The 23,046-nt window shown below is 37.0% G+C and carries 5 protein-coding genes and 2 tRNA genes; 5 read left to right on the plus strand and 2 right to left on the minus strand.

Annotated elements, in window-relative coordinates; genetic code table 11:
- The first annotated feature begins 153 nt into the window (after nucleotides 1-153).
- The 5 genes from A1OE_RS01525 to argF all read left to right on the plus strand — a co-directional run bounded on the left by A1OE_RS01525 (nucleotide 154) and on the right by argF (nucleotide 6,940).
- A tRNA-Val gene (locus A1OE_RS01525) sits at nucleotides 154-228 on the plus strand.
- A gap of 1,000 nt (nucleotides 229-1,228) precedes the next feature.
- Nucleotides 1,229-1,301: transfer RNA gene (locus A1OE_RS01530), tRNA-Glu, on the plus strand.
- A 901-nt stretch (nucleotides 1,302-2,202) separates the two neighbouring features.
- Nucleotides 2,203-2,820 (plus strand): pyridoxamine 5'-phosphate oxidase, encoded by a 618-nt coding sequence (pdxH, locus tag A1OE_RS01535; protein ID WP_015088240.1) that lies wholly within the window; start codon nucleotides 2,203-2,205, stop codon nucleotides 2,818-2,820.
- A 2,020-nt stretch (nucleotides 2,821-4,840) separates the two neighbouring features.
- Nucleotides 4,841-6,010 carry an aspartate aminotransferase family protein gene (locus tag A1OE_RS01540; RefSeq protein ID WP_015088243.1) on the plus strand — a complete coding sequence of 390 codons (1,170 nt, stop codon included), beginning with the start codon at nucleotides 4,841-4,843 and terminating at the stop codon, nucleotides 6,008-6,010.
- 27 nt (nucleotides 6,011-6,037) lie between these two features.
- Entirely contained in the window at nucleotides 6,038-6,940 is a 903-nt protein-coding gene (argF, locus tag A1OE_RS01545) for an ornithine carbamoyltransferase (protein ID WP_015088244.1), read from the plus strand.
- A gap of 1,619 nt (nucleotides 6,941-8,559) precedes the next feature.
- Here the strand turns inward: argF and katG are convergent.
- Together katG and A1OE_RS01560 are read right to left on the minus strand one after the other, a co-directional pair.
- Nucleotides 8,560-10,776 carry a catalase/peroxidase HPI gene (katG, locus tag A1OE_RS01555; RefSeq protein WP_015088249.1) on the minus strand — a complete coding sequence of 739 codons (2,217 nt, stop codon included), beginning with the start codon at nucleotides 10,774-10,776 and terminating at the stop codon, nucleotides 8,560-8,562.
- Between the two features lie 1,012 nt (nucleotides 10,777-11,788).
- The gene (locus tag A1OE_RS01560; protein ID WP_015088250.1) at nucleotides 11,789-22,486 is read right to left on the minus strand and encodes a non-ribosomal peptide synthetase; all 10,698 of its coding nucleotides are present in this window, start codon (nucleotides 22,484-22,486) and stop codon (nucleotides 11,789-11,791) included.
- Nucleotides 22,487-23,046: the final 560 nt, after the last annotated feature.

Genomic DNA, 23,046 nt, shown 5'->3' on the forward strand with positions numbered 1-23,046 from the left:
CATTTCTGCTGTGTATATTGTTGAGTGATGTTTATTTTTAATGATATAATTTTTAAGAAAAGTTCTAAATATTGATAAGTCACAATGAAAATTATAGTTAATAAGCAAAAAGTTTAATGAATTATTTAATTAAGCGTGCTAAAATCTAATAATGGGTGCGTAGCTCAGTGGTAGAGCGCTACGTTGACATCGTAGAGGTCGCTGGTTCGAACCCAGTCGTGCCCACCATTAATATTTTCAAAACTAAGTAAAATCGACTTGTTATCTGCGATAAGCATTATCGTTAATTTTCAGTATGTAATTATTGTATATTTTTATCAATTGATTTAACTTATACTTAAGAAATAATTTGATCCAAATACATAATTTTATTATCTATGACTCTGTCTGTACAGTGATATAATTGTAAAAATTAATGATATGTAAAAATGCTAATATAGCGAAGTATCGAGCTTTATTGTTTGGTTTATATTCTGCTTTTTACACATTCCTGTAGTGTTGTTTATAATATAACTAATTAATAGTTAGACGATTATTGTATTGGTTGATATTGAAATATTCACTCCCTGCATTAGGCAAAAACTAAAATAGATATCTTAAACCATTGTTAGAAAGGCAAAGAATAAATACTATCCGTGTTATATTGCTAAATTGCATTTTTGTTGAATAAACTTATTATATCAAAAATAATACTGCTTCTGTAGTGAAGCATGCACTTAACCTAGCATGGTGTTGAGTTGTTGTTAATCAAGTATTACTTAACTAGTTAGTATTTTATTCAGGTGAACTGGTATTAAGGAAAGGATAGCTAATGCTTAAGAGTATATCTCTTAATAAGAGTTTAATAACTTACCTTGTTATTTAATCAAAAAAAATTTTTTGATATTTATTGTGTTATGAAAAGTTATTTAAATGTTAAGTAAGTTATTATTCTTAATAAAAATCTTGTTTTTTTCTTTATTAAATATCTGAAGTTGGGTTAAAATGTCTTTAAAATTTATAGTATTCTTAATGAATTAAGTGAAAAGATTTGCTTTTTGTTAAAAATTATAAAATAATAGCTTTGCTACAAAATGCAATTAAATATTTTGTTGTTTGTCAAGTAGAGGGGAAGTAATTTTCTATATGGCTAGACTAGTGATTAAGAAAGAAGAAAATTGATTGTCTGCATGGATTGATTGTGAAAATAGTAGCATATATGTTTATTTGCTTATGTACCTGTTCTTCTGACCCCTTCGTCTAGAGGCCTAGGACACTGCCCTTTCACGGCGGCAACACGGGTTCGAATCCCGTAGGGGTCAATAACTTCGAGTCCAAGGCAGATGATCAATAATTGGTTAGTGGCTCTTTGAAGTTGAATATTTTATTATAGTATGATTATTATTTTTGTTAATGATAATCAAAACATTAAGTTAGCTAAATAGACAGCAAGAAAAAGATTTATAATTATCGCTATGCTTAGCGTGGATTGAATTTAACTGCGCTATCTAGCTATGGTATAATGTTTTTCTGTTATATATCAGGTAAATATTTTGCTGATTACATACAAAATATTTAATCAATTCATATCTTGTTTCTTACAAGCAGTTTAATTAATTGATGATCTATCTGAGATAGTAAAGTAAGCGTTCGATAAGCAAATTTTATTCCTGCTGATATTGAGATCTAAGATATTAGCTTAGCGATATTTTTATGGTCTGGTAAGTAGAATGTAATACTTAAATCGGTCATTACTCAAGTAGGAAGAGAATTTTTTTTGCAGCTTGGCTGATCAATCTTTCTTCTAGAGCTAAACTTATTTGTGGTATTAACATTAACATCATATGCTAAAGGTTTTATTGAAAATAAAATCAAATAATTTATGATTAAAAATCAATTTATTATATTTACAATTTAATATCGTAATAAATCTTAATTATCAATAGGTATTTTGCTTTTTCTATTTCCGTGAAATAATTACTGGTAAAAGTTTTTAAATGAAATAAAATTAAGAATATAAATTAATATTTTACAGATGTAGTGTAGTTTATAGTTAGTTTTATGTGGAAGTTTGGTTTTTGACGATGAAGATGCTGATGATGTATTCTGCTAGAATTTACGACTAGGATTAAACATATTAGAGAGAGATAATAATAATTAAAAAATTAATGTATTGTATTTTATATTGGCAACGTCTTATAAATAGACTAACGGGCATATGTAATGAGACTAGAAACTGCCGTTTTTGAACCGCAAACTGATAGTCCATTCGAGCAATTTCGAATTTGGTTGGCAGAGGCAGAGGCCAGCGAGGTTGAAGATGATGTTAATGTTATGACGCTAGCTACTGCTGATTCCAGCGGCCGACCATCAGCTAGGATTGTCCTTATGAAGAAGTATAACGAAAATGGTATTGTTTTTTATACTAATACAAAAAGCCAAAAAGGTTTGGAGCTTGCGATGAATCCATTTGGCGCTTTGTTATTTTATTGGAGATCAATTCGTAGTCAAGTTCGTTTTGATGGGCCAGTTGTCCCGGTGAGTACCGATGAGGCTGATGAGTATTACGCAACTCGTCCTCGAAATAGTAAAATAGCCGCTTGGGCTTCTAAACAGTCTCTTCCGCTGTCTAATCGTGGTACTTTAATGCAAGCTTTTGATTACTTTGATAACAAATATTCTAACGCATTAGTACCTCGTCCTCCATACTGGTCAGGATATCGTTTGTCACCAAGACGTGTTGAGTTCTGGCGAGATAAACAGTTTCGCTTGCATGATCGCTTTGTCTTTGCGCGCAAAGCAGAAAGCTTCCCTTGGAAGCTACAGCGCTTATTTCCTTGATGCCATAATAACTAGGAATTGCTTTAGAGTAGATTAAGGTTAATTTAAATAGCTTTGATTATAGTTAATTTGTGGTATCCAATATATGTCCTTAATTTTAAATTGATCTTGTGTTCACTATAATTTTTATAAATACATTTGAGTATATATTCATTCTACTGAGCCTTTAAGTTTATCTTTGATGTTATCATTCGTATCAAATTTAGATCATTGCTCAAGCCTGGTTTTTGTACATGTATTACGTAACGTTGTATTAAATTATGTTTAATAAGTTATTTGTAATAATTTAAAATTTAGATAGTTTGTGTTAAGACTGTGGTGATATCGAAATCCTTAGAAGAACGCACCAAATTAGCATTTTGCCTGATGTATTAGAGTATAATTTGAAATTAATAAAAGTGATGGATTTGCTTTTTTAAACTCTTGATCTTATCAAACTTATTTTTTTACAATCTTAAATGGATTATTAAAACTTAATGCTTAATTCCTAAATATATTCCACAATATAATTAAAGTTTTTTGCATGAAGGAAATGGCTTTTTATTATAGATGCAGGTAGATGCCTTATTTTTCGCATCTATTTGGATAATTTATGAACATTGATATCGCATGTGTTTAAATTAAATTGAATTAATTGGGATCTTTAGCCAGATAAAATCGTTGGTGCTATTTATAATTAGTGTTTTTAACTAATGGGAAGATTTTAAAGCTATTCTCTACTTCTGCATCAATAGATTTTCTCTTTTGCTATGAATTGTATTACATTATTACTTAATAATTTAATCTAAATTTACGCAAAGTGCTTTTTGCTGTATTGTATTTTTATTGCTTTTTTAACATTAAAATAAAGAGAACAATCCAATAAAAATATTTGCGCTGGGTAAATTACTAAAGGAAAAAGAAAACCCGTGTATGCAATACTTTGTTATTGAATACACTTATTAGTTGTCATACTTTTTAAAAAGTATCATCTATAATATTTTTAATGCTAAAAGTATGCAAGTATGATACTTCTCAGATCTTAATTAGATTTTAGTTTTATTTACGCTCTTATTGAGCGGGATTATTTTTTTAAATCGATATAAAAAATGGATTTGGTTGATTTTGTGATATAGTAAAATCCAAATAAATTAATTCTGTAATTAGGTGAGTAAATTATATTTTTACAATTTGTTGTTACAGATTAATAGTTATAATTTCGTGAATTATTTTTGTCTAACGGTTGACAATAATCAATTATTTTCTGTTTTAATTTCATAATCAACTATCGAACAGATTAATTATAATCTTGATATTTGTATATAAAATGATAATAATCTTCTTGGTGCTGCCAATAGTGCTCGGAGCATTTAATTATAATATATCGCCTTTAAACTAGATAGATATTTTCGTAAAAATTTTTGTTTTAAGATTCAGTAATCAAGATACGATGATTAAAATTGACTTTTATTGGTTGATCTTATAAAACTAAACCTTAATAGTTTAAAATATTAAAATTAGTATGATTTCCTTTATTTAAGAGAATTTTTTTAAAAAATTTTAACTAATTATTTGTTAATGATCTTAAATAGGTTAATTTATTAAAATCTTGCTAAATTTGATAAATATTAATCGATCTCAATCTTTGTTTGTGCTATTGATTTCTAGTATAGTTTTCTACTATAGTGTAGAAAATACTCATGAAAATTATACTAGTTATTGCGCGAAATCACCTATAAGAAATTCATGTTTTGCACACGAACCTACAAGCTGCTTAGTTGTTAAAAAAATTATCTTTTAAAGATATAATCCATAAAAACGCTTTTAATCGGGGATTTACACACTTAGATTTAGCTAGATGATTTTGGTTTTAATCTAATAAGTATCTCAATATACTAGGAGTGCTAAATATAAAAATTAAGTAGATCAAGTTGATGAGCTTAATATGTTTATTGAGTATAGCATTTTTCACAAAATTGACTGGGTTAGCTCATATTTATGAAAAAAAAATGAGGTGTTGAGTGTTGTGGTGACAAGCGTAATGCCAACATATAATCGTATTAACATAGCTTTTGAGTGGGGTGAAGGACCATATCTATATAGTACTGATGGCAGAAAATTTCTTGACTTTGCTAGTGGTATTGCTACTAACTCTTTAGGGCACTCGCATCCTGTTTTAGTCAAGGCAATTTCTGATCAGGCAGCTAAGTTGGTCCATGTGTCCAACCTTTATCGAATTCCTGAACAAGAGGAGTTAGCTAACAAGCTAATTGCTACATCTTTTGCTGATACTGTATTCTTTTGTAACTCAGGTGCTGAATCATTGGAGGGATCTATCAAAGTTGCAAGACGTTATCAGTTTCATATCGGTAAGCCACAAAGAACTAAAGTGATTTGCTGCAAGCATGCTTTTCATGGAAGGACTCTCGGTACCATGTCAGCAACTTACAAGGAGGCATATCGTGAAGGTTTTGGACCTCGCGTTCAAGGCTTTACTCATGTTGCATTTGGAGACCTGGAGGAGATGCGTAATGCTGCATCATCTGACGATGCTGCAGCGATTCTAGTGGAACCAATTCAAGGCGAAGGTGGTATATTTGTTGCGTCGCACGAATATCTACAAGCTTTGCGCAATATTGCTGATGAGTTTGGGCTAATGTTAGTGTTTGATGAGGTTCAGTGCGGTATGGGCCGTATTGGTAAGTTATGGGCTTACGAGTGGTCTGGTACTACTCCAGATATCATGGCCTCAGCTAAAGGCCTTGGCGGTGGGTTTCCAGTTGGTGCGGTTATGGCAAGCGAAAAAGCAGCATCTGGCATGAAACCTGGTTTGCATGGATCGACATATGGTGGTAATCCTTTAGCTATGGTTGCAGCTAAGACTGTGCTTGACATTGTCTCAGAAAATTCTTTTCTCGAACATACGGCTAAAACATCAGCATCTTTGCGCATTCAGCTTGATAAAATCGTTAATAAATATCGCTGTATAGTCGAAGAGGTTCGTGGACTAGGGTTCCTGATAGGATTGAAGTGTGTAGTTTCCTCTAGCGATTTGCAGATCGCCTTGCGAGAGCAAGGGCTACTTACCGTGTTGTCCGGTGACAACGTATTGCGTGTTTTGCCTCCTTTGATCATTAATGACAATCATGTTTCAGAGGCGGTTGCGATAATTGATTCAGCTTGTGCTGATTTAGCTCGATGTTTTGCTTGATGAGGCGCGCAGTTTGATGATTGAAGAGTGAAGCACTTTCTTGATCTGGACCAGATCGATTCATCGATTCTGCGTGAGATAATAGAGCAAGCGAAAGGCTTTAAGCTTGCAGATCGGCTGACGGAACGTCCACTGGATGGTAAGATATTGGCTTTAATATTTGAAAAACCATCAACACGCACACGCGTATCCTTTGAGGCTGGCATGAAACGTTTAGGTGGTGAAGTAATTATGTTAAACAGCTCAGATCTTCAACTTTCACGTGGTGAGACTGTATCTGATACTGCTAAGGTTTTATCTGGCTATGTAGATTGTATCATGATGCGTACTTTATTAGAATCAAGGCTTGTTGAACTTGCGGAAAACTCTACCGTGCCAGTAATTAACGGTTTAACTAATCGTAGTCATCCTTGTCAACTGATGGCTGATGTGATGACTTTTGAAGAGCATTGTGGTTCAATTAAAGATAAGGTGATTGCATGGTGTGGGGACGGTAATAATATGGCTACTTCTTGGATTCAGGCAGCTGTGCAGTTTGATTTTGTACTGCGTATTGCTTGCCCACCTGATTTAATGCCTTCGCAAAATTTGATTGATTGGGCTAATCATAAGGGCGGTAGAGTTTATGTTAATCATGATCCTTCCATAGCTGTTTTTGATGCTGATGCGGTAGTTACGGATACTTGGGTTTCCATGGGTGATCTTGACTCTAATCGGCATGATCTATTAGTAAATTATCGTGTTGATGATAGGTTAATGGCTAAAGCAAAATCCAACTCAGTATTTATGCACTGCATGCCGGCAAATCGTGGTAAGGATGTCACAGCAGGGGTGATTGATGGACCGCAATCTATAGTATTTAACGAGGCAGAGAACAGAATGTATAGTCAAATGGCTATTTTATGTTGGTGTTTATCAGAAACTGGGTGATAGAATATGAGATACTATTTTAGAAAACGTATCTGTCTCTTAATGACAAAGTTATATAATGCTCTTGATTAAACACAATTGGAGCTGTTTTGTTGCCGACCTAATTTTGTAGATTTGATCAATAGCATTTTGTTTAATTTTTATTTATTGTAATGCTGTAATTTTGTATCGAGAAAAATAGCCAAATTATTCATTAAGTAAAATTACTTATCGATCTTGCTTATTAATTAATGTAATTGTCTTTACTTTTTTAAGTAAAAAGTACTTGTTATCTTTGTTACAAAACAAGATTATTGTATAATTTATTAATTCAGCATAGGTTTTTCTCGGTAATACCTTCATTGCAGGTATTGTTCTTTTTTTGGGGTTAAAAAAAAGATAAACTAAAATCTTACTAATCGATTGATGGCATTATTAGCAATGCTTTTCTTGACTATGTCAGCTATCTTCATCATTTTTAGTACTCTGCGAGCTATTGCTGCTAAGCGCTTATTATGCGCCATATACTTTATAGGGTAAAAGGAATATTGTCTTATTTATAAGTATTTTCACTATTAAAATTGAATTTATTTATATTATGACTCTTTACTTGGAATCACTTTTATTTTGAGATAGTAAATATTAGCGTAATTATTTTTTGTAAATTTACAAGTAGTTTTATCCTCCTACGTAGGCATAAGTTCATCTCTTATCAGTAGGTAGGAGTTTTGTACATTTTTTATAAAATTTAATGCAATTCCTTGCCGAGATAAATTTAGATACAAAATACAATAAAGCAGATCTATTGCTTATTCTGGAATGGTTTTACTGCAAGTTTAATGTATTGAATAAATACTTTGATTCTATTTTATTAAGATATTTACTAGGTTTAATACTATCTGATTCTTTTATTAAACTAAGTCAGCTTAATACTAACAATCACAGTTGTTAGTATTAAGGGATATTTCTATCAGAATAATCCAATTATGTACATTAATGAAAAAAAATTATTTATTGAAATTAACTGTTTTGTATATAATTTAGCTAAATTACTAAGCTGTAAACATTTCTTTGCATAATGATATAGTGATAAGTGCCTTGTGCTAGTTATTTGTACTTTAAATCGACTAAACTTACTGCCTATCTATTGGGGTGTCTTATTTATTTTTTTTTAAATTATTTTACATAAATTTACCAAATAGCTTAACGCACTAATTATTTGAAAAAATTCAGATCTTATTCATACAATGGCATAAATTTTTACATGGATCGCTGTTTTAAATTTTTAAATTATTAAAAATAGCTTGATATAACATAATTTTATATGATCTTTGCTTTTTAGAATTAATTTAGCATTTACCAAGAAATTTTTCACCTTAAAGACGAAGACAAGTTAAGTTTTTTGTCATAGCTTAAATTTAAGCAAAAGAAGATATTCAATAAAGCTAAATTTTTATTATTTTTAACCATTAATAATCTTTGCATACATAAATAAACAGTAGTGTATTATCTATTATATATTGTTCTTTGTTTTTTAATAAAAAACAGAATAACACTAACTAAAACAGCAGCAAGATATTACGTTTTTTAAAGTAATATCTTGCTGCTTATCTACGATATAACCTAATGACGAAAGTCGATTAAAAAAAGTCAAATCGATCTGCGTTCATTACTTTAGTCCACGCTTTGCCAAAATCATTGATAAACTTTTCTTTAGAATCTACTTGAGCATATATTTCTGCAATTGCACGTAACTGAGAATTAGAACCAAAGATTAGATCAACGCGTGAAGCTCTCCATTTGACTTTATCAGTTTTACGATCTCTACCTTCAAATTCAGTATGGTTTTTATTTAATGAGTTCCATACTGTATTCATATTTAGTAAGTTAACAAAAAAATCATTTGTAAGTGTGCCTGGAGTATCCGTAAATACTCCCAAAGAAGAAGCTTTATAATTAGTATTCAAAGACCTCATACCGCCAACCAGTACAGTCATCTCTGGAGCAGTTAAACCTAAAAGCTGGGCGCGATCAATCAATAGCTCCTCGTCTAAAATGCTATATTTTTTCGGATGATAGTTACGAAAACCATCAGAAATTGGTTCAAGTGGTCCAAAGCTCTCAATATCAGTTTGCTCTTGGGTAGCATCATTACGACCCGGTGTAAAAGGTAGAACTAGATCATAACCCGCTTTTTTTGCAGCATTTTCGATAGCAACGTTGCCAGCCAGGACTATAAAATCTGCTAGTGAAATCTTCTTACCGTTTACTTGGCTGTAATTAAACTTTTTTTGAATCATTGTAAGCTTATCAAGTATAACAGAAAGTTTTATTGGCTCATTAGCTTCCCAAGTTTTTTGTGGATATAAACGAATGCGTGCACCATTCACTCCACCTCGTTTGTCAGACATACGGAAGCTAGCAGCTGCATTCCATGCAGTAGAGATAATGTCAGGCAAATAAATACTAGATGATAAGATTTGCCCTTTTAGATGGTTAATGTCTTCTTTATTTACTAATTGATAATCGACAATTGGAATCGGATCTTGCCAAATAAAATCCTCATTTGGAACTTCTGGTCCAAGATAGCAGGTGCGTGGTCCCATATCTCGATGAGTTAGTTTAAACCAGGCGCGGGCAAAAGCATTAGAAAATTCTTCTAAATTAGTGTGATATCGTCGTGCAATTTTTTCGTAAATAGGATCAGCGCGCAGTGCCATATCTGCGGTAGACATCATAATCGGCACTTTTTTTGATTGATCGTCTACGGCTGGTGCCATATCTTTTTTTGTAAAATTTTTTGGTTTCCATTGATTAGCACCGGCTGGGCTTTGATTTAATTCCCATTCGTAACCAAATAGCATATCAAAATAGCCCATGTCCCATTGAGTCGGATTTGTTGTCCAGGATCCTTCTAAACCAGAAGTCGTAGTACAAGGGCCAAAGCCAGTTTTGAAGCTATTCTTCCAGCCTAAACCTTGCTCTATGATATCACTACCTTCTGGCTCAGGTCCGACCAAAGCTGGATCGCCAGCGCCGTGACATTTACCGAATGTATGTCCTCCTGCGATTAGTGCAACGGTTTCTTCATCATTCATTGCCATACGCGCAAAAGTTATACGAATATCCTTAGCAGAAGCTATAGGATCAGGATTACCGTCAGGGCCTTCTGGGTTTACATAAATTAGCCCCATTTGCACTGCTGCAAGAGGTTGTTCTAATATGCGCTCTTCGTCATCCAAGTAGCGACTATTTTTCTGGTCGGATCTAGCTAGCCACTCGGTTTCTCGACCCCAGTAAATATCATCTTTTGGCTCAAAAATATCTTTGCGACCGCCGCCAAATCCAAAAGTTTTAAATCCCATTGATTCTAATGCGACATTACCGGTCAATATGATAAGGTCTGCCCAGGATATTTTATTTCCGTACTTTTGTTTGATCGGCCAAAGCAATCGTCGCGCTTTATCAAGATTGCTGTTGTCTGGCCAGCTATTAAGGGGGGCAAAACGTTGTGATCCAGAGGAAGCGCCACCACGACCGTCACCAGTACGATAAGTTCCAGCACTATGCCAAGCCATCCTGATGAATAAGCCGCCATAGTGCCCGTAATCTGCCGGCCACCAATCCTGGGAATCGTTCATAAGATGAATCAGATCATTTTTTAGTGAATAGTATTCAAGTTCATTAAATTCTTTTGCGTATTTAAAATCAGCACCAAGAGGATTTCCTATTGATGGATCTTGATGTAAAATTTTTAAATTGATCTGATTTGGCCACCAGTCGCGGTTAGTTGATCCTAAGGTTGACTGACGTTCATGTATTAATGGGCAACCAATTGACTTGTTAGTATCGTTCATAATTATTCCTCAGTAAGGTAATTCAAAAAAATCTTTATCTTTTCAGATAACTACAGATGAGCAGCAATATAATATTGAATAATAAAATTCTTACTATGCGTAATTGATCTAATAGTTTGTAAACTTACATCTAACCGTTCAACATTAAAATCTTATAAAATATTTACTAAACTTATAAGCATAACACCTCCTACTGAGGAAAAACATATTATAACAAAATATAGTATTCAATACTATACAGCATTTTACATTACGGTAATTATTTTGCTTAATAAATAAATTTAATATGAATCGTATTAGCTATTAAAATGGAATAAAAATTTCTTTAATTTGTAGTGCATAATTAATGAAAGCAAGCAATTATATTTTTATTGTTGCAACATCTTTTAAAGCGCTGTTAGTACTTTAAGATATTATTGGCACTATTTTTAATTATTTTCCCGGAAGTACTTCCTATTGTCTTCTATTGACCTACAGGACTATATAACGTATGTTAGATTAAAAAATATCAATTATACTGATGTATAAAAATAGCTTTTGAAAAAATTGTTTTTTTATCAATAACCCACAATTGGGCCTATAATAAATACTCCATTGCTAGAATAAACCATATAACTTAGTATAGTAAATTGATCAATAAATTTAAATTTATCAAAGCTTAGAGATGCTAATATAAATCCATTAATTATGTTTTAATTCAGTAAAACATCAAACAGCGTATTATTAATTTTATTAAACTTTAGCCACTATTATAAAAAAATGCAATTTAAATTGTTTTATTAACCAACAGTAAAACTTTTTATTGGTCTTGCTAATCTTGTATATTGCCTAAACAAAGGCAAAATTAGTAATGCTTTAATATTATATGTCAATCAATCTTGATTTCATTATAGTAATTATCAATTATGCCGGTTAATTGAGTAATTAGGTAGTATATGTAATAATAATATGTTTATTTAAATAACTTAATAACTTGCTGCTTCTCCTGCAAGGAAATTTTAGATTTGATCATCTAAATATTAATTTTGTTTTTTTGAGCAATTTGAAAATTCTGTCTAAACCCTTGTCGAATACTGGCACGACGAGATGCAATAGAACTAGATATGCTGCTGTTATTATTACTTTCTAAACTTTCTTTTGAGTCCTTATATTCAATGAATTTATTATTATGACTAATAGTCCTATTATGCGATGTAGATTTTTTAGATAAGTAATTGGCTAATAAATTTACGCTAGGATATTCAAAGAGATCAGTAATCCTTGTATCTAATCCAAGCATCGATCGCAATTGACGATTAATCAACACAGCTGACATTGAATCAGCACCAAGGTCAAAAAAAGCTGCTTGAGCAGGTACCTTGCTTATTCCTAAAATATTTGCAATAATGGAAGAAATCTGGATAATTAAATTATCAGTGGAAAGAGGTTCAGCAGCACATTCTATTTCTTCTTGTTTTTCCTCATTATCATAACTACACGTAGCCATAAGAGTTTTTCGGTCAATCTTACCATTATCAGTAAGAGGTAAATTTTCTTCAATTTTAATTGATCGAGGTATCATATAATCAGGCAATAAATCAACAAGATGAGTTCGCAATGTTTCTGGTCTTATTAACATTCCTGCCTCTGGCACAGCATACAATATAATTCGATTACTTCCTGCGCTTTTACGTGTTTCTACAAGAGCTACAGCTAACCGTATGTTTGGACAACGCAAGGCTGCCGACTCTATTTCACCTAGCTCAATTCTGAATCCCCCTATTTTTACTTGCCCATCATGTCGACCAAGAAATTCAATAACCCCACCAATGCGCCACCTTGCTCGATCACCTGTGCAATATAAACGATCTTTTGTAGTGGGATGGTTAATAAAAGCATTGCTTGTTAGTTTGGGATCACGCCAATAACCCCTTGCAAGACCAAGACCAGAAATGTATAAATCACCCTCCATTCCCTCAGCGCAAGGCACCATATCCGCGTCTAATACATGAACGCCCTGATTATGCATTGGTCGGCCATATGGAATACTACGCCAATCATTTATTAATTCTCTTACGATATGAGATACGGACCATATCGAAGCTTCAGTTGCTCCACCAAGACTAACCAATATTGCTTGTGGCGCGATAGTTCTTAGAAGAGTTGGTAAAGACAAAGGAATCCAATCACCACTAAGCAATATCAAGCGTATAGACGATAGAAGCTCTGCTTTAGGCCTGCTTTCTAATACCATGTCGAATAACATCGGTACCGAGTTCCATACAGTAACACTACAGGAATGAATCTGTTTTATCAAAACTTCTGGATTTCGCAGACTATTAGGGGATGATAGTACTAGTGTAGCTCCAAGAGATGTCGGTCCAAAAATATCGTAGACAGATAAGTCAAAGCTTAACGATGAAAGACCTAAAATCCTGTCATTCTTTGATAATTTAAAACGAGCATTACAATCTAAAATAGTGTTAAGCGCTGACCTATGCTCAATCATTACACCTTTTGGTTCGCCTGTTGAACCAGACGTAAAGAGCACATAAGCCAAATCGCTTGTAACTCGATGGCGAGGCGGTAAACAATTTGGCAATGGTGCAGGTATTAACTTATCTACCGATATTATCTTCACATCGTCCGGCACAACAAGAGAATCTACCAAGCTAGAGGTAGTCAATATTACTTTAACTTCACCTTTTAGTGCAAGATACTGAAAACGCTTAGCTGGCAGCAAAGGATCTAATGGCAAGTATGCTCCTCCAGCTATCAGCACTCCTAAAGTTGCAGCAATTTGCCATGGGGATTTTTCTAGAGCTACCCCAATCAAAGTATCAGCCGGCATTTCTGGAAGGCAAACAGCTACCGCCATAGCTCTAGTGACTAGATCACCATAAGTCCAGTTTAATTCAGGTGCCATAATCGCTATTCTTGTTGGTTCTGCAAGTGCTTGACGCAGCAAAGGCTCGTGTAGCAAATCATCACAAATTGGCTCAGCGGTAGCATTAATTGTATTAATTAGATTTCTCTCGCTACATTCAATTGCTACAGTTATCGAGGCTTGCCAATCAGCTTTTGGTTTGGAAAGAGAATGAAGAGTTGCAGCAAAAGCAGCAAAGACGCTATCAAATAATCCATCTGGATAGGCAGCATCAACACTATCCCAGGTTGCAACTAGCTCACCATCTTCCTCAAAAACTTGCACATCCAAAAGCACTTGAGGCGTTTGAGTGACGCCCCAATCAAGGCGACCAAGTTTAGTTATCCTATTATCTCGTCCTATTACAGACTCATAGCCAAGCATGCTGGTAAAAACATAGGCTAGAGCACTCGTTGATCCAGAAGAGAAACGACGTACAGCCTCAGCACCTGAGACTAAGGTATGATCAAGGTGCTGTGCTATTAAACGTGACACCAAAGCTGCGGACTGAGCAAATCCAGTTACTCGATCATCTCCAGTCGGTACTAAAACAGTTGAGGTAAAATCTCCTACAACTTTGCTAATATCTGGATGTAATGGTCGGCGATCATAGACAGTCAGATTTAGTGTACAATGTGGATCAATGCTCCATCTAGCTAATGTAGCACCAAGCGCAGCGATTAAAGCAGATACTGGAGTTGAACCAATCTTTCTTGATTGGTTCTGAAATCTGTTCCAAGCTTCTGCAGAAATGCTGGTGCGTCGACGCTTAAAGCGTGCCCCCGATAAATCCGCATCTGCTCTAGACCTGGGTAATTGAGGCCCACGTGGCGCGTGTGCCATAAATTCTTCCCAGTATACGAGAGCTCGATTACGTTCATTACTTTCACGCAAACGTGTAAAGGCGGCCATATAATCGCGGAAGCTAACCATTGGCGGGATAAGCTTATCGTCTGGATTAAAATATATCTCTCCCCATTGACGTAGAAGCCTAAATAGGCTAAGCACATCAACAATCAGCAGGTCAATAGAAAAATGAATCCTTTGTCCGTCTGGACCTTCGCTGGTAGCAATTCTAAATAGCGGCCACCTTGTTGGGTTAAAAACTTCATGGGCCATCTGCTCACGAATTCCTTCTAGTGCTTGACTAGCAAGATCACGTGACATATCGCTCCAATCGTAGTGATCGATGGATATCATCGGCACTTCTGCTAATACTAACTGCTCGCCATCTTCAGTAAAAACAGCGCGCAACATATCATGAATTTTTACTAATTGATGCCAAGCGTTTTTAAGTAAGGTATTATCAATTGGATTATCACATACAAATTCCCAATAAACGTGACAACCTGTGCCGCCAAGCGGCACAGAAGCACTGCGACCTACCAAATAAGCAAGCTGTAAATCAGTAAGTGGAAATGGAGCGTTAGCGTTAGCAGGATCAGGCATAAGAATCACTGAATTTTCAAGGGAACGAGCAGAGGATAATACCGTTGTTAGCGATTTGTCCCCCAATAAATCAGAAATATCCAGCGCTAAACTAGCTTTGGTAGCCAACCGCGATTTGATTTCAAGTGCCATGATACTGTCAACACCTAATTCGCGGGCAATTGCTTTACCATCTAGCAATTCAGCTGCAATTCCTAAACATTCTGCGATAATCTCTAGCGGAATTTTGTTTGTCACAGAATTAGTATTTGCTGATAATACACTTATATCAGTTCTAACTATTGGTAGAGAAACATCAGATGTAGCATCCGGCCAGTAACGACGTCTAGAGAAGGGATATCCTAAAGGACGTGATGGCAGAAGTATTTTCTTATTTTCAATCCCTTCATTAGAACTATTTTCTAGTTTAACACCAGACAAAGCAGAGTCAATTGACATCAGTAATTCGGTGGTTGATTCTCCTCGCAAAACTATCTGACAACGGCGATGAGGGTCACCTGCTAATACGGCATTCACTTCGCTTGGTTCCGGATTATGCTCAAGCATCCAAGCTTTCAAGCTATGTAATCGACTCTCCAGATCAGCCTGTAGGGCAGCAGACAAAATAATACTTACTGATTTACTCGATTTAACAAAGGATTGTATCGGTGCTGGGGCTATCACAGTTGCAGCACATGTGCCATTCATCGAAAATCCGTTAATTAGCACAGGCCCAGCTGAGCCTGGAGCGCCAGGCACTAAAGCGGTTCCTGGGAAAATCGCCTGTTTAGACAAACGAGGAAGCCCACCTTCACGTTGCATGCCAAGCATTGCGACAGACAATGCAGACAGTCCCGATACTTCCAAACCATGTCCTAGCATTGGTTTTACCGTATCGACAGCAACACTGGGACCGCCAGCTGGAAACACCATCGCCAAAGCTGCTGTTTCTGTTGCATCTCCAGCTTGAGAACCAACACCATGAGCTTCTACAGCTGATATTTGGTTTGGTACGAGATGAGCGCTGCTAATTGCTGCAGACATTACACGAGCCTGAGCTTTGGCGGATGGAGACGTTAGTGCATCACCACCACCAGACTGTGTAAGCCCAGTTCCTAAGATAATCGCTCGAATCCGGTCACCGTCAGCCGTTGCTTGGCGAAGCTGCTTTAGCACTATGGCGACCGCGCCTTCGCCTAATACAATTCCATCGCTATCTGCTTGGAAGGGCAGCGGATTACCGGAACGAGAAGCTAGTCCAGCACGATTAATTTGTACCGCAAAACCCGGTGTAGCTTGGATACTAGCAGCTCCAACTATTGCAGCATAACATTCCCCACGTAATAAGGCATTAACTGCCAGATGAAGTGCAGCTAATCCCGAAGCGCATGCCAGATCTATTGCCATAGCTGGACCCTCAAAACCAAAAATATGCGCAATTCTTGCTGCAGAACTCGAGGGCATTAGGGCTCCCAGCGATTGCGGTTGTACTGGATGGCCAGCTGTCATAAGTTTTTGTACATAATCACCACCACCAGTGCCAACGAAGACGCCGAACGACTCTCGATAACCATTCATATCAGGTCGTCCTGCATCGGCTAAAGCAGCAAGTGATTGTTCAAGAAGCAATCGTTGACGAGGATCAATTACCTGTGCCTCGCGATCAGAGATACCAAATCGAGCAGCATCAAAATTTTCTCCTTGATTCAAAAAGCCTCCCCGCAAGTAGCGAAGATCTTCTGCTTTGGCTAGAGCTATGTCTGCTTCACTCCATCGTCCTTCTGGAATCGGCCCAAGTGATGGATTACCGTCAATTATTCTTTGCTCGAGTGCAGCAAGGCTATTCGCTCCTGGAAAAATTCCAGCTGCTCCGATGATAGCGATAGCGTCATCTTGCAGCAATTCAGAAGAATTGGCTGCTGTGCAAGAAACTTTGGTTTGGCGAGTAACTGAGGATGGTTCTAGTAGAGATTTTGTTGTTGTTAATTTGTAATTGTCTAGTTCTGATTGACGATTTATGACTTCGGCCGCCAAAGCAGCAGGAGTTGCTAAATCAGTAATAGTTGCCGGGTCAAAGGCGATGCCGGTTTCCTTTTCAATCCGCTCGGTTAAATCAAAAGTCAAAATAGAGTCAAGGCCTAGATCACTCAGCATTGCATCAGGATCTAAGCGTTCTGGCTCAACCTCAAGGCATTTTGCAATTAAGTTGTAAATTACATTCAAGTTTGCTGTAGATACGGATGCTACCACTGGCTGTTTATTTATATGTTTATTCACATATGAGGCTACCAAGACACCTTGAATTAATCCATGATCATCGCTTGGCCCATCAATACTAATATCGGTAAACCTACTGTTTAGCGCGCTTCGCCATTGATCTGCTGCAAGGAGAGGTCCAGCACCAGCTCGTACGTCTTGAGCTAACCACCAGCCAGGTAGTAAACCAAATATTACTGTCATATGCTCCAGCGGCCGCATTAGTTCGTTAAGGATTAAGGCACCGCCCGGTGCAATTCTTTTAACCAATCTGTCGAGTACTAAGTCAATCTTTTCTGTTACGTGTATCGCATTAGCAGCAATTACAATGTTAAATATGCCAAGAGTCGAAAAATTTACAGGATCATCGTTAAAATCAAACCTAGCTGTGGTAAACCAATTACGTCCAATGCCAAATTTAGCTTTTGCTCTGCGCAAAAAGGCAGGAGATAAGTCAGAAAATACATATTCAATATTTTCTGTATTTATGATTAAATCAAGCGCCTTTAAAATAGCTGAGGTAGTACCACCGGTACCAGCCCCAACTTCTAGAATACGTATCATTTTCCCACTAGAAAGTCCGTCGACTACTAGTTTAGCAACTTTTTCAGCTACAAGCTTATTTGCAGCATCGGCAAGCGGATTGCCATGATAATACCCTTCTACAAGGGTCATATCTCCACCTGGAAAAATTACATTAGTACCGGGAATTTCACCAGTTAGTACTGCAACTGTGCCTTCAGTCGCAGCTTCCAATAGATTTACTATACCAGATAAGCTAGTATTATTTTGTCGAATGTTAGCTGCTAAAGAAATTGCTCTTGTAGTAGCAGTCTCTCTATCAATGGCGTTCCAGCCACGCATAGCAAGAAAACCGGATAATGTGTCAAATAATTGCTCTTGTCCTTTGGCTATAGATGAGCGCCCGCTGTCACTTGATTCTAACCAACCGATTGCGGAGAAAGCTGCACTGATGCGCAACATTGCTAGATCGTCGATAGCTTTAAGGCCTTCTGTTAGTAGATCTTTAAGACTTTTTTCTGGTGCAGAAAGTTTTGAGAAAAGTTTAGGCGACAGCTTTGCAACAACCACAGCTCGTGAATCATTACTTAGCACTTGATCCATTGCCCTCAATCCATCCATCGTCGACATTGGCTCTAAGCCTATTTTAGCTACGCGTGATCGATGTAATGCATTGGCAACTCTGCCAATTTCAGCCCAATATCCCCAAGAAATATGTTTAACATCCCAGTTTTCGCGTATAGCGAGCAATGCTTGAGCCATCTGGTGTGCAGTACCAGCTGTATAATTAGCTTGACCTGCATTACCAATCAATCCAAGTATTGAACCAAATACAATACGTTTGGGGCGATTCACACCTCGCTCAGCAAAGACAGCACTAACGTTTGCAAATCCTAATGCTTTAGGAGTAAAAGCTACTTGAAATTCTTGGTCAGACATATTTGTTGCAGCATGATCTGCTAATAACATTTCTGCATGAACTATGGTACCAATTCTTCCGACCTTCATCTCAAGATCAGCAACAGCTGCTGCCAAAGAGGTAGTTTCGGTTACGTCAGCTGAAGTATAAAATGTTGAGATGTCTTCATTAGTAAGACTAGCATTAATCTCTTTAACTTCCTCTAGAGAACGCCTGCCTATTACTGCTAATTTTAGTTTATTTTGACTGCGTTTGGATAGATACCTAATGAGAGATTCTCCTATTCCTCCATAGCCACCAATTAGCAACCAGGCTTTGGCGTCTAACTGATCATTTTTAATTTCTTGCTGATTATTGCTAATTTCTTGATTCCAAGAGGCGGTAATGTGGCGCGACCATAATTCGTTATCTCGTACCGCTATCAAGTTAAAAGAAGATCTTTCTGATAAGCCAAGCACTTTTATTATCTCAGCTACATTATTTTTGATGAGAATACCAGTTATCTCCAATTTATACCGATTTTCTGCTGCAACCGACATCGCAGCTGCGAAAGCAGCTGCGAATCCTGGTTCCAGCAGAGGATCCTCGTTCTTGTCTGCCATATCTTGACCGAGCAAAACTATCTTGACTTTTCCGGAGGCATTAGACAAATCAGCAACAAGGCGTAGAATAGGTATAACTAAATTATCAGCAACATTTTCGACGGATAAATTATTAGATTCCCATGCCCAAGCAACTATTATCGTTCTCTGCTCTGATTCATCAAGTGGTACTGCTAGTAATCTTTCAGAAATTGATCTATCAGTAACTTCTCCTCTAAATATCTGAATTGATTCTGGCAGACTATCATTAAAATGTTCACTGCTGGATAAGAAGATTATTGGATGATTGGGTAATAATGATCCAGAAGCTATCTTTTTCCACTCAAGATCGTAAATAGGTGTAGAAGTTAAGCAGGTTGCGGATTCGGGCGCTTGCGAAATCAAGTTGGATTCTGGCATAGAGATCCAATGTCTTGTTTTTTCAAATGGATAAGACGGTAAGTTAGTGATGTGATGCGGTTGGGAAAATTTCGACCAGTTAACGTCATAGCCAGCAGTCCAGCGCTCGACCATGATTTCCTGCAAGGCATTTGGAAAATCATTATCGAAGCGAAGTAAAGTTGATTTTCCTTCTGCTGAAGGAGTAAGTGATCCAACGTCAATAGTACGATCAATGCCTAGCGAATTAGGTTGGTATGATCCTTCGTTTTGACCCTGTAACCAAGCGCGAGGATTTTTAATTTCTGAGATCTTGCTCCATTCTTTAGCTAAAATTGGCAAATGTCTTCTAGCCACTTCAGGAGTCAACGGATTAAGATTAATACGATCTGCAAGATCTACAGTTGCTGAGGTATCCAGCAAAAGCACTGCATCAGCTGGTGACAACGCTCCTAAAGCAACCAAATTTATCACTTCGTTAGTCTTACCTTTGATTACTACTCCTGGTTCTGGAATGTTCCAGCGCTGACAAGTTTGACGTCTAGCGGTCCCTAAGGCTAGAAATAAAACTTTCGATGCTAAACTATCTGCTGGTAAACTGCTCCAGCTTTCTGGCTCGCCTATGCCGAGTGTAATGAAAGACTCACGCCAAGAGTCGAGAAAACCAGCAAAAGTGTGATTAGTTTTTATTAAGCGTACACTTTGATCTAGCAGATTAGATAAGTCAAAATCTAGGTTGATTGATAGCTTGGATATATAATTTGCATCGACTCGGCGAGGTGGAATTACTGTCTGCATTACCGAATCATAAACAGCAATTTGTGGACGTCGCAATTTGATTTCTGGTATTCGTCCTGCCCCTGTTAATATAACAGCGTCGGAAAGATCTATAACACCCGCCGTTGTTAGCGAAACCCAACGTCCAATACCCTCACCATACAGTACATCCGGTATTATGGCGTTGTCCAGAATAAAACTAGCTAAAGCATGTAATCGTGCTAGTTGGAGTAACCGACGGCTGGCACGACGAGTAGCGTTGCGCAGTCTTGCAGATTCGACCGCTTCCTCTCCTCTGTCAGCTAGATCAGGCAGAGCTTTAATTAATTGATCCCACACAGCCCCATCCAACACCTTATTGACATCTCCTAATCTTAGCATCCAGCGACCTGTTTGATGCTTCATTGTTGGCTTTGTTAATGATCTAATCACATCATCCCAGTCTTTAACTACAGCAGCAAAACGTATCGGCAGTGTTTGACGGCGTTGTGTTAAAGTTTGGCTGACATCATTAAGTTCCAGTTTCTTTTCACTCAGGGCCAACGACAAATGTGCATTCTTAAGTCGGTCAAGCGCTTCTTTGCTACTTGCAGATAGCAAATAGGTCATGCTTGATTTTTTACAGAAAGTTTTGCAATCGATTACTAATTCTGATGTTGGCCCTTCAAGAATAGCGTGACTATTTGCTCCCCCAAAGCCGAATGAGCTAACTCCCGCACGTGGTCGATCATTTGGCCAGGGCATTAACGTCTTTACAGGTAAAACCCTTCCTCCATCCATATCGATTAGCGGGTTAATTTCGTTGAGAAGAGCAGTGGGTAATAACATGTTGCGTTCTAGCATTAGCACTAATTTTGTTAGTCCCGCTAGTCCAGCTGCAGCTTCTAAATGGCCAAAATTAGATTTAATTGATCCGATAGCTATCTTGTTCTGACTTGCATTAGAGAAGACAGCTGATAAGGCAGCCGCTTCGATTGGATCGCCAAGTGGTGTACCTGTTCCGTGCGCTTCCACATAACCAATGCTATCCTTGTCAATACCTGCATCAGCAATGGCTGCTTCTATAATTGAAACTTGAGATGATACACTTGGAGCGGTTACACTTCGTGAAGGCCCTACATGATTGACTGCTGTTCCAAGTATCGCTGCGCGTTCTCGCAAGCCGTCTAGTCTGACTTGAACGCGACGGGTTAACAGCATAACCACTACCCCTTCCCCTTGCACGTAACCGTTAGCACGGGCATCAAATGTCCGGCACTCTCCGTCTGGACTCAACATGTGAGCCTGAGAGAAAGAAATTGAGCGCCAGGGATGAATTAAGGCATTGGCAGCTGCAACGATCGCGTAATCACACTCACCTCCTGAAAGGGCTTGACAGGCTTGATGTAGTGCTACTAAAGAGGAGGCACAGGCGGCGTCAACCGTAAAGCTTGGTCCTGTCCATTTAAATGTATGGGAGAGTCTGTTGGCTAGCAATGCGCCGTAAGTACCAAGTGCAGAAAAAACGCCTATTGCTTGACCAGGTGCGGTAGCATTTTGCTGATAATCGTTTGCCATAACGCCGGTAAATACGCCTACCTTGCGATTTTCTAAGTCCGAAGGACGTACACCAGCATTTTCTAAGCAATGCCATGTTTCTTCGAGCAGCATGCGCTGTTGCGGATCCATAGCCCTTGCTTCACGGCTGGAAATACCAAAGAATGCAGCATCGAATTTATCAACATTATCAAGAAATCCCCCCCTATCCATAACAGTATGGTTAATCTTAGAATAAGATTTATCATGAAATTTTTCTCTATCCCAGCGATCTGCAGGTACTGGCTGCAAGGCAGTTTTACGCTTAGCTAATAATGACCAAAGCGAATCCTCATCTGTAGCTCCGGGTAATCGAAATGCCATTCCTATAATAGCAACGTGTCCCATAATACGGTCCTCCGTTTACAAACAGCCGCAACGGGAATGCAAATTATCGGTCAACAACAAAGCCAGCCCGGAACAGCGCTTACAGACAATAACAACTGACCAAACATTTATTACAGGTAATGCGTTTAGTTGATTAAATTGTAAAAAATATTAGTTAGTTAGCGCATTATCTTTAGAATAAAGATTATAAAGATATCACTTTATTTCAGATAAAGCAATAAATTTACAACAGACACCCAAATCGACGCAGTTTACCTATGAGATATTTACGACTTCTTGAAGTTTTACCTCATTAATAGTTAGCAAACTAAATAAATAATAATTTTCTAAGGTGCAAAAATTTGTTAAAATTTTTTCTTAATGCATTCTAAATAAATAGATAAAACATATCTCGGCTTTTACTGTTTTAGTAATTTAAGGGTAAAATCATTACGCAATTACTCTAGATTTGTTATGAGTAATTATCCTAAAATAGGCTAATCCACCACATTGTAAGTTGACATATAGCAATTATTGAAATACCGATCAGTTTCTGCAATAAAACCAAAACATCTTAGATG

The sequence above is a fragment of the Candidatus Endolissoclinum faulkneri L2 genome (genome assembly GCF_000319385.1).
In the GTDB taxonomy this organism is placed as follows: Bacteria; Pseudomonadota; Alphaproteobacteria; order Thalassobaculales; family Thalassobaculaceae; genus Thalassobaculum; species Thalassobaculum faulkneri.

Excerpts from the sequence above, each read along its gene's own strand:
- A1OE_RS01560 (WP_015088250.1), bottom strand. The coding sequence starts at position 22,486 with ATGGGACACGTTGCTATTATAGGAATGGCATTTCGATTACCCGGAGCT.
- pdxH (WP_015088240.1), top strand. The coding sequence starts at position 2,203 with ATGAGACTAGAAACTGCCGTTTTTGAACCGCAAACTGATAGTCCATTC.
- katG (WP_015088249.1), bottom strand. The coding sequence starts at position 10,776 with ATGAACGATACTAACAAGTCAATTGGTTGCCCATTAATACATGAACGT.
- A1OE_RS01540 (WP_015088243.1), top strand. The coding sequence starts at position 4,841 with ATGCCAACATATAATCGTATTAACATAGCTTTTGAGTGGGGTGAAGGA.